14 protein-coding genes are annotated in these 9,908 nt (G+C 32.1%); 10 read left to right on the forward strand and 4 right to left on the reverse strand.

The genetic code is table 11. The features are described 5' to 3' along the window. Positions 1-99 precede the first annotated feature (99 nt). Entirely contained in the window at positions 100-573 is a 474-nt protein-coding gene (locus ECA1_RS15715; protein ID WP_060793006.1) for a DUF6568 family protein, read from the forward strand. Between the two features lie 56 nt (positions 574-629). Then, the gene (locus ECA1_RS18045) at positions 630-992 is read left to right on the forward strand and encodes a DUF805 domain-containing protein (protein ID WP_060793007.1); all 363 of its coding nucleotides are present in this window, start codon (positions 630-632) and stop codon (positions 990-992) included. A gap of 175 nt (positions 993-1,167) precedes the next feature. Here the strand turns inward: ECA1_RS18045 and ECA1_RS15725 are convergent, their stop codons facing one another. Next, the gene (locus tag ECA1_RS15725; protein WP_060793008.1) at positions 1,168-1,482 is read right to left on the reverse strand and encodes a hypothetical protein; all 315 of its coding nucleotides are present in this window, start codon (positions 1,480-1,482) and stop codon (positions 1,168-1,170) included. Between the two features lie 226 nt (positions 1,483-1,708). Here ECA1_RS15725 and fic point away from each other — a divergent pair, with 226 nt between their 5' ends. The 4 genes from fic (at position 1,709) to ECA1_RS15745 (ending at position 4,601) form a co-directional block, all read left to right on the forward strand. Continuing rightward, positions 1,709-2,314, forward strand: a complete 606-nt coding sequence (fic, locus tag ECA1_RS15730; RefSeq protein WP_060793009.1) for a protein adenylyltransferase Fic — start codon at positions 1,709-1,711, stop codon at positions 2,312-2,314. A gap of 15 nt (positions 2,315-2,329) precedes the next feature. Then, positions 2,330-2,935, forward strand: coding sequence for a recombinase family protein (locus ECA1_RS15735; RefSeq protein WP_010723019.1), 606 nt, complete (start codon positions 2,330-2,332; stop codon positions 2,933-2,935). Between the two features lie 177 nt (positions 2,936-3,112). Then, complete coding sequence (locus ECA1_RS15740; RefSeq protein WP_060793010.1) at positions 3,113-3,967, forward strand: hypothetical protein; 855 nt, start codon at positions 3,113-3,115, stop codon at positions 3,965-3,967. Between the two features lie 37 nt (positions 3,968-4,004). Next, positions 4,005-4,601, forward strand: coding sequence for a DUF3885 domain-containing protein (locus tag ECA1_RS15745; RefSeq protein ID WP_010723017.1), 597 nt, complete (start codon positions 4,005-4,007; stop codon positions 4,599-4,601). 123 nt (positions 4,602-4,724) lie between these two features. Here the strand turns inward: ECA1_RS15745 and ECA1_RS15750 are convergent, their stop codons facing one another. Together ECA1_RS15750 and ECA1_RS15755 are read right to left on the reverse strand one after the other, a co-directional pair. Next, positions 4,725-5,405: an IS6-like element ISS1N family transposase gene (locus ECA1_RS15750; protein ID WP_060793011.1), complete on the reverse strand. Its 681-nt coding sequence runs from the start codon at positions 5,403-5,405 to the stop codon at positions 4,725-4,727. A gap of 139 nt (positions 5,406-5,544) precedes the next feature. Next, complete coding sequence (locus ECA1_RS15755; RefSeq protein WP_255209327.1) at positions 5,545-5,958, reverse strand: LPXTG cell wall anchor domain-containing protein; 414 nt, start codon at positions 5,956-5,958, stop codon at positions 5,545-5,547. 61 nt (positions 5,959-6,019) lie between these two features. On the opposite strand from ECA1_RS15755, the gene ECA1_RS15760 reads away from it, so the two are divergent. After that, positions 6,020-6,699, forward strand: a protein-coding gene (locus ECA1_RS15760) for an IS6-like element IS1216 family transposase (RefSeq protein WP_162264660.1) whose coding sequence is annotated in 2 segments (ribosomal slippage) — positions 6,020-6,656 and positions 6,656-6,699 — 681 coding nt in all. Because the reading frame shifts where the segments join, the coding sequence is not laid out codon by codon here. 90 nt (positions 6,700-6,789) lie between these two features. On the opposite strand, the gene ECA1_RS15765 is transcribed toward ECA1_RS15760, so the two are convergent. After that, positions 6,790-7,134 carry a hypothetical protein gene (locus tag ECA1_RS15765; RefSeq protein WP_060793012.1) on the reverse strand — a complete coding sequence of 115 codons (345 nt, stop codon included), beginning with the start codon at positions 7,132-7,134 and terminating at the stop codon, positions 6,790-6,792. A gap of 77 nt (positions 7,135-7,211) precedes the next feature. Here ECA1_RS15765 and ECA1_RS15770 point away from each other — a divergent pair, with 77 nt between their 5' ends. The 3 genes from ECA1_RS15770 to ECA1_RS15780 form a co-directional block, all read left to right on the forward strand. Further along, a complete protein-coding gene (locus ECA1_RS15770) occupies positions 7,212-7,895 on the forward strand; it encodes an ATP-binding cassette domain-containing protein (RefSeq protein ID WP_060793013.1) in 684 nt (227 codons plus the stop codon). 15 nt (positions 7,896-7,910) lie between these two features. Further along, positions 7,911-9,050 carry an ABC transporter permease subunit gene (locus ECA1_RS15775; RefSeq protein ID WP_060793014.1) on the forward strand — a complete coding sequence of 380 codons (1,140 nt, stop codon included), beginning with the start codon at positions 7,911-7,913 and terminating at the stop codon, positions 9,048-9,050. Between the two features lie 264 nt (positions 9,051-9,314). Continuing rightward, a partial coding sequence (locus ECA1_RS15780) for a helix-turn-helix transcriptional regulator (RefSeq protein ID WP_060793015.1) occupies positions 9,315-9,908 on the forward strand: 594 nt, incomplete at its 3' end.

Consider the following 9,908-nt stretch of genomic DNA (forward strand, 5'->3'; position numbering starts at 1 on the left):
ATATGAGATAAACTAATTTTATAGCTATATGTTTTTATATTATAATTGTGTTAATATTGTATTTATAGGAAGTTATATTATATAAAAGAGGTGCCATCTATGGGAAATAAACAAACTTTTTTAATATTTTTAATTCTTGTCGGAATACTTCTATCAGGATGTTCATCTAATAATTATTCTACAGAAAAAATTGATAATACCAATACAAGTGAAGTATCAAAAGAAGATAAATCAACTTATGAAGATAACATTAAAAACTTGTTGAAAATATCACCAGATGAATTAGAGAAGGAATTGGAAAGAAGTAAAGATGCTACTTTTTATGTTTACTTTGGACGTGCTACTTGTCCTTACTGTAGAGAATTTATAAAAGATCTCAAATATTATACTTTGAATAAAGAGAATATGGTTTACTATATTGATACTGAAAACACTGATATAGATTCTTCAATTCAACGTATAAGAAAAGAGTATCAAGTAGAGTTCGTACCGACGTTCATAAAATTCGAGAAAAAAGTTAGTTCTGTTTTTAATTCTGATGAAGAGAACTTAGCAGAATTTATGAAACAGTAGAATAATATGTATGTGGTAAAATAAATTAACAAATAAAGTTGATATGGAGTGATGATATGATAGCTATTTTTAATTATATAGTCTCAAATATTACAAATTGGAAAGGAAAAACTTCAAGAGCAAAGTATTGGCAGATATTTTTCGTTGTATTTGTTGTTGGATTTATTCTAGAAGTAATCTCAAGACAGATGACTGGAATATCGCTAATTCAGCAAAGTTTTTATTTCAAATATACGAGTTTGTTACACTTGATACTATTTTTACTGTTTACTTTTCTTAATCTAATGCTGTGGGTATTTCAGATCAGAAGATTAAATGACTTAAGTTTTTCTAGGTGGATTGTATTAGTAAATTTAATACCTATAGCCGGTCCTACAATAATGACACTATTAATGTTAAAAAAAGGGAAAACACCTTAGATTTATAATTGCTTGAATAGTCTAACCAAAAGGGTACTTTTTTCGAAACTTATTGCCAAAAGTAAATAATACAGTGGCTATTTTGATATCCGCTAGTTAATATTTCTATAAAAAAAACCCCTAAACAACGATTTTCTTTGTTTAGGGTGTTTTTTCACTTGATCTATTATCAGGATTACTTGCACGACAAGGAATTGTAAGCTCCTTGTATAGCAGCTTGGATTGAAAGACCACTAAATGCTACACCACTTAAAAATGCTTTGGCCACACATTGATTATGTGATTTTTGTAAAGAGTAATATTTTGAGCGGGCTTCTTTTCTAATTTTTGCGTTAGGTATTTGATTTAAAGCAAATTCTGCCCATGTTCCTAGTCCATCATCTTGTGCATAAGCAACGGTAGTACCTAATGGTAGGGTTGAGGATACTGTTGATAAAGCAACGCTAGACAAGGAAAGACACAATAAACCAACACTTATAATCTTTTTCAAATTAAACACTCCTTAAAAATATTTTTATTAATAAATTAATTATATAGTATATTAAAAATAAATCAAATTAAAATTTTATTATTTTATGAAAGAACTTTTTGAGAAATTAGGGTTTAGAAACAAAAGAGTCAGAAACTCAATAGTTTTTGACACATGATTAAATTCGCGATATAATAGGCTTGGGAATGTTTCAGAAACTTATGTCATAAAGTTAAGGGGATTTTGCATGATTTTAGAGAATAAATTGGGTTTAACCAATCAAGTTGAGTTGGCAAAAGCAGAAGAAAAACTCAGCAAGCAAAAGGCGAAGGAATTATACGATTCAGGGAAAATAAACGAAATCGAAGTCGGCACGTTTAAAGGCTTATCTGAAATTCATGATTTTCTCTTTTCAGAAATTTACGATTTTGCAGGAAAAATTCGAACGGTCAATATCGCAAAAGGAAATTTTCGATTCGCACCGGTCATGTACCTGGAACATTCGATAAAGCATATTGATCAGATGCTGCAAACTTCTTTTGAAGAGATTATAAAAAAATACGTGGAAATGAATATTGCCCACCCGTTTCGTGAAGGAAATGGCCGAAGTACTAGAATTTGGCTGGATCTCATTTTGAAGGATGAATTGCAAAAAGTTGTCGATTGGAACTTGATCAACAAAGAAGACTATCTTTCTGCAATGGAGCGGAGTCCGGTAAATGACTTAGAAATACGTTATCTAATTTCTAACGCTTTAACTGATGAAATTAACGATCGCGAGTTGTATATGAAAGGGATCGATGTCAGCTATTTCTATGAAGGTTACTCGGAGTATACGATCGATGATTTGTAAGAGCAGGTGGATTAAATGACAAAATATGGCTATGCACGTGTTTCAACTGCTTCTCAAAGTACAAAGGAACAGATTCAGCAGCTACTTGAGAACGGTGTTGAGAAGAAAAATATTTTTTCTGAAAAATTTACAGGTACAAAACGAGATCGGCCAAAGTTTAATCAGTTGTTGGATAGTCTGAAACCTGGAGATGAGATTGTCGTTACTAAACTTGATCGATTCGCTCGTAATACACGGGAGGCATTAGAAATCATTGAGCCTTTACTCGATGATAACGTTACAATTAAGGTTTTGAATTTAGGATCGATTGAAAATACTTCGATGGGGAGAATGATCGTTCGTACCTTGTTGAGTGTTGCTGAAATGGAACGTGACATGATCGTAGAACGTACTCAAGAAGGAAAGATGTTTGCAAAAAAGAACAACCCGAACTTTAAGGAAGGTCGTCCGAAAGCTACGATCACTCCCAAAAAACGCCACGCATATGAACTTCTTATTTCTGGTAAATCATATAAAGAGGTTGAATCCATTACCGGCTTCAGTCGTAGTACTCTTTTTAGGATAAAGAAAAAGATTGAAGAAGGCGAGGTTGCGATGGAGGGAACAGCGGATGAACGATAAACAACTCATAGAATAAAGGTGATTGATCAAGAAAGTAACGTCAGAGAATACACAACAATTAGCGTAGGATTTGGTATTTCTTTATCCTCCTTTCATTTTTGTAAGTTGTAACTATATTTAAAACATGAGTATAGTTACACTATATAATTATTGGATTATAGTGGGAGGAGATTAAATTTGAAAAAAGCAGTTAGAGTATTTTTAGCAGTATTATTGCCTTGGTCGATTATTGTTGGAACAGGTGAATCAGTTGTAGCCGCAGCAGATCAAAAAATAGTTAGTCAAGAAAGTTCAAATCAAGTAGAAGAAACGTTACCTGATCCCATTGACGAAAACCTAAATGAAGAAGCATTAACTGCTTTTATCTCGGAACAAATTGATGATGGAACTGAAATAGAGTTTACAGAAGAAGGCGTTTATATCAATGGGAATTTCTATACTCCTGAGGAATTTGACCATTTATTAGAAAGTATAGAGGAACCTACTGATTTAAGCATAGGTATTTTAGCTGATTCTACTTCAAATAGTGGGCAAAGCAGAGCATTTTTTATTCCAGCTGTAGGATGGGCTTCAGTTTGGGTATATGGGGTTCCAGGAGTTGGTCAAATTGCTGTCGTAGCAACAACTGCTGTAGGTGTGACTGTTGGAACATACATTTTAGGAAAAGCCATTATAAAAAGTGGACATTGGGCTTATAATAAAATTCGAAGTCATGTAAATTCGAAACCTAGGCCAAAAACGAAAAAAAAAGTACAATACAATTATAGTAAATCAGTAACTAAGCAAGAATACACTAGCTACACATATGGCATTCCTAAGAGCCTTTTAGACGGAACCGGTCGTGTGAAATTAAAAAATATGAATCAAAAAGTTCATCGTAAGGGGGCACCTTCTGCTTGGAGAGATCCAAAAACTGGCTATACTAAAGAAAAAGATATGTCAGGCCATGCGGGGAAAGAATGGAAAATCAGAGATAAATCAGGGAAAAGAAAAGCTTCAACAGATGGAAATGGAAAGATTATATCAAAATAGCCTTCATATCTTTAAAGAGGTTGAGAGGAGAACTTTTATGAATCCCAATATAAGGAGCATATTTTTGTCTTCATATAATACTTACAAGCTGAAAGGCAATCTAAGATTTGAACTGGCACCTGAATCAGAAGAGAACTTTCAGAAGAGAATTGAAGCAGCAAAGGATCGGGCTAAAACATTGTTTACTGAGGTATTTTCTGACGAGAAAGAACTACAGATAATTATTACAGCTTCTAAATTCTCAGGAGCTGGTTTGATACGTAAGTACCTCTACAAAGCCAACTATCAAATCGTTGATAGTTTTACTACTTCTGCTTTTGATTCATATTATGAAAATCAAGCGACTATTTTAGTCATTAATACACAGAGAAACAATGTAAGAATAGCAAAAATTATTGATGGCTTGTGCTACAGAGATTTCAACGAAGTTGGAAAATTGAGAGTAAGTGACAATCTATTTCTGTATAATTCAAAGACAAAAACTATTGTTAATATCTATGACGATAGGGGATGTGACATTTGGTCTAATAATGTTCAAAGTCAAAAAAAACTGTATGATAGATTTAATGATTGGATTTTAGAGTATGACAAAAATGAAATAGATTTATTTTACAGTAATATTGACGATATCTAAGATAGTCAAACGATAGAAAAATTATAGTACTACAGCACAAAGGCACTCCTCAACCACAATTGAAGGGAGGGTTCTGTTGCGAAGTTTGAAAATTAAACGCGCCCTATCTGAACTCCAAATATCTTAGGCTGTTATTCCCATTAATACCTTGATTTCAGTAGACACCGAAAAGCCGAAGAGCGTTCCATTTCTTCGGTTCTTTTTATATATTCCTCGAATGGTCTCCATGCCCTTAATCGTGGAAGAGGCTGTACGGAGACTTTGATAAAATTTATTCCGTCGTTTAATAGGTCGATGGTCTTGTTCTATTAAATTGTTAAGATACTTCACAGTTCGGTGCTCTGTCTTAGTATATAAACCCACACTCTGTAACTTTCTAAAGGCGGAGCCAAGAGAAGGTGCTTTATCGGTCACAATTGCTTTCGGCTCACCAAACTGTTTATGGAGTCGTTTTAAGAAAGCATAGGCTGCTTGCGTATCCCGTTTCTTTCGTAACCAGATATCTAAGGTTAAGCCGTCCGCATCAATTGCACGATAAAGATAATGCCAACGTCCCTTAATTTTGATATAGGTTTCGGCCATTTTCCATGAATAGAAGGATTGTCTATTTTTCTTCTTCCAAAGATAATAGAGGACTTTGCTGTACTCTTGCACCCAACGATAAATCGTAGTATGACAAACATTTATTCCACGATCATATAACAATTCCTGAACTTCACGATAGCTTAGATTGTAACGCAGGTAGTAACCAACAGCGACAATAATGACGTCTTTTTTGAATTGTTTGCCTTTAAAATGATTCATTACTCTGTCCTCTCTGTTTTTTTTCTCAATTTTACACTAAAATAGATTTTTTGGAAAACTTTGCAACAGAACCCTTTTTTCTATTTACACAAAATATTTTACACTCTCGTAAAACTTGCGACCATGCTTTTAAATTTACTTAAATTCTCTTTTTAAAAATGATTCCTGATCCTAATACCATTAATGAACCTAGGACAGACAATGCAATATTTTCTGTTTCTCCTGTTTTTGGTAAAACTTTCATTTTTCCGTCTGAACCTTTAACCGTTACTGTTCCGTCTTTTTGAACGTTTGCGCCAATTTCTTTAGCTTCAACTTTCTTTGTTGTTCCGTCTGCTAATTGAATAATCGGTTTACTATCTTCAACTGCAACAATCACAACGCCTGTATCTGTATTAACTGGGTTTTCAATTGGGTTTGTGTCTACTGGTTTGTTTGGTACTGTTGGTTTACTTGGTTCTGTCGGCTTGCTTGGCTCTGTTGGTTTACTTGGATCCGTTGGTTCGCTTGGTTCACTTGGATCAACTGGATCGACTGGATGGTTCTGTTGCAAAGTTTTAAATCTACTATCAGATAAGGTAGAATAATAGAAAAAGATAGCAGGAGGAATGACGATGAGTCATTTTAAAGGAAAGCAATTTCAGCAGGATGTGATTATTGTAGCCGTGGGCTACTATCTTCGTTATAACCTTAGCTATCGTGAAGTTCAAGAAATCTTATATGATCGTGGCATTAACGTTTCTCATACGACGATTTATCGTTGGGTGCAAGAATATGGCAAACTACTCTATCAAATTTGGAAAAAGAAAAATAAAAAATCCTTTTATTCATGGAAAATGGATGAAACGTACATCAAAATTAAAGGAAAATGGCATTATTTGTATCGAGCCATCGATGCAGATGGTTTAACCTTGGATATTTGGTTACGTAAAAAACGGGACACACAAGCAGCCTATGCTTTTCTTAAGCGGTTAGTGAAGCAGTTTGATGAACCGAAGGTTGTAGTCACAGATAAAGCCCCCTCTATTACAAGTGCCTTTAAGAAACTAAAAGAATACGGCTTTTATCAAGGGACAGAACATCGTACCATTAAATACCTGAATAATTTGATTGAACAAGACCATCGTCCAGTAAAGAGACGCAATAAATTCTATCGAAGTTTACGCACTGCCTCTACCACGATTAAAGGCATGGAAGCCATTCGAGGATTATATAAGAAAACCCGAAAAGAAGGCACTCTCTTCGGGTTTCGGTCTGTACTGAAATCAAGGTATTATTGGGAATCCCAGCTTAAATCATAGATACCGTAAGGGATTTTATTCTTTATTTAAAACTTTGCAACAGAACCGCGGTAACGACTATAAAACATAAATTATTTATTATTTTAATAAACTCTATAATCGTAGGCAAAAGTATATTCTATATGACTTGGGAAGTAGGCTTCTTTGATAGTTCTGTATCCGGTTTGTGTAACACCATTGGTGAACCAAATACTTTTGTAAGTAATGTTATACAAAGCACTCCATACACCAGTGTCTGTCTTTTTTTGCTGGGCAGTATTCTTGACCACTGCTTCTTTTTTAGCAGCTCTAGTTGTTAGGGCATCTACTATCGTAATATCTGGTTGATTAGCAATGTCATTTTCAATAGACGATGCAGTGGCACTCACTGTTGGTATGATAAAACACAAACCAACTAAAGTAAAAATAATTTTTTTAAACGCTTTCATTTTGTTCCCTCCTATAATATAATTTGTTACAATGATATTATATTATAAAAACAAGTATTTTAAAAGGAGTATTTATTATGGAAATGCCGATATTATCTATAAAAAAATTATCAGTAGAAATAAACAAACGAGAAATACTTAACAATTTATCTCTTACTATCACTAATAAATCTATTATTTGTATTATAGCCCCAAATGGTAGTGGAAAAACAACGCTATTTAAAACGATTAATAATCAAATTGCTTCAAAATCAGGAGAAATTATTTTGCTGAGTTTTAATAAAGATAAAAGAGAAAAATATAATAAAAATTTGTTTTTTTTAGAAAATTCCGACTCATTATTTCAAAATCTAACTGCTTATGAAAATATAAGTTTTATTTCTAAACTTTGGGAAAATAATTGCAACATTGAACAAATTATAGATTTAGTTGGTATTCGATCCTACAAAGACAAGTTAGTTAAAAATATGTCTCTAGGAATGAAGCAAAAAGTTTTAATTGCAGTTGCTATCGCGAGCGGTGCTGAATTTTTGATTTTTGACGAACCATTAAACGCATTAGATATAGAGAATATAGATTTAGTTACAAACGTTTTTTTGACATTAAAAAAACAAGGCAGAACAATTTTGCTATCTTCACATAATATTTTTGAATCTAGTAAAATTTGTGACGAAATCTTTTTTTTAGTAGATGGATCTTTGAAAGAAGCCCCTTTGGAATATACACAAATCAAGCAATTTTATTTTGAAAATTTTTCATAAAAAGGAGAAGTTAGTATGTTAAAATTCGAATTATTAAAAATATACAGAGATAAAACAACGTATATATTTTTTTTATTTATGACATTATCTCTGATACTGCCTTTTGCATTAGCTAAAAGCCAATCGAACGATTTATTCTTTTACGAAAGTAATTATGATATGGCTTTAGGAGCTATTGAGTCTATGAAGAATGATCCTAATGCAGAGCAAGCAATTAAAGACGTGCAAGAAACCGCAGATTACATGAAAGAAATTATTAACGGAATTAAAGAAAATGATAATAAAAAAATAGTAAACTACGAATTACAATTAGAAAAAAAAAAACTAAATGATATGGAAGCTGGAACGCTTGTTTCTATTCCTCTAGTAGACCAAAAATCTTTGGTTGCGAAGCTTCAAAATATAAAAGATAACAATATGGAAAAATTGAGCAGTAATTTAAGAGAGTTAGGAAGTGTTAATTATTTTAGTATTTTATTATCTAATTTCAGTTTTGTATTAATTATTTTGATCTTGATCGCTATTCATATCTCATTTCTAGTAAATTCAGATTCCAGGGGGAAAAATCTAAATATCTATTCAGCTTCGCCAACTAGTAAGCTAAAAATATATGTTACAAAATTTATAGCTTACAGTATTACTATTATTTCAAATCTGGTAGTATCTTTTACTTTTATCTTTTTGATCCTCGCAATAAAAAATGGTACTGGAAATAGCGAATATCCTATCGCTAGAATCATTAATAATTCAGAAGTGACTATAATGACTACTGAACTATTTCTTCTCAAAAACTTTCTTTTTTACATTTTATTAGTGGTTTGTTTTCTATTTTGGGGAATGTTGATTTCTTTGGTATCAAAAAACCTTATTATAGGCTTAATATTACTTGTTATTCCGCTAATAGTAAGCCAACCTAGTATTTTAAATACTTATGTAAACGTTCAATTGCTTCCGTTTATTTTGCTAAGTTATTTTGATATAGCGAATATAATAGTTGGCGGTTCTGGATTTGCACCACTTCCCAACGAAGCACTTACCTATAAGAATGGTTTTGTACTCTTAACGATAGTTATCTTTGTACTTATTGCAATTAGTATTGTAATTATAAAGACGGAAGTATTTAATAAATTCATTAATTATCGAGCTAAAAAATAATTCCCAGAAATTTTAACTTAACTCAGTTATTTTAAAGTTTAGTTAACATAATCAGATGTTATACCAAGTAAAAACGCCCTCAGAATTGTTCTGAGGGCGTTAAATGTTTTGTACGGTGATTATCTGCTTTTTTATCTTAAACGTGTCAGAGTTTACATATTTGGCGTTATACTTAGTTATTTCTTACTCTATTTTTGAAAGTTCCTGTAATAAAGAGTTTAAAAAAGTAATAATGGAAGTATCAATGTTTAAGGAGTGAGTAAAATGAGTGAATCTATCCTATCAATAAAATTAAAAGAATATAGAATTGCTAATTCTCTTACTCAGCAAGAATTAGCTGAAATATTAGATGTTAGTGATAAAAGTATATCTAAGTGGGAGTTAGGTCATACTTATCCTAGTAAAAAAAATGTGATAAAAATATCAGAGCTATTAGGTATATCTATTGAGATATTGCTGATAGAAGAAATAGTTGAAGATAGACAAAAAGAGAATAAATTAATTAGATATATAGTCCCTGTATTGTTAGTTAGTATTTTTATTATGACAGTATTGAATCTTGTCAATTTGAAAACTATCAGAAATCAAGCTGATGAAATAACTGAAAAAAGTAATGAAGTACAAAAGCAGAAAAAAGAGTTAGACAAATTATATAATTACACAGTAACCTTTGTTTTAGCTCCCAAGACACCATACACTGATTTCAAAGAGTTTATTGAAAATTATGTTAATAATCTAAATAATGAGATATATGTATACAACGGAGAGGACCACATAGTTCTTTCATTCAACATGGGAGCTCATAATAATGATGAAATAGAATTTATTTTCCAAGAAATAAAAAGAGAAGCACCAGGG

This window comes from Enterococcus casseliflavus NBRC 100478 (genome assembly GCF_001544095.1).
GTDB lineage: Bacteria > Bacillota > Bacilli > Lactobacillales > Enterococcaceae > Enterococcus_D > Enterococcus_D casseliflavus.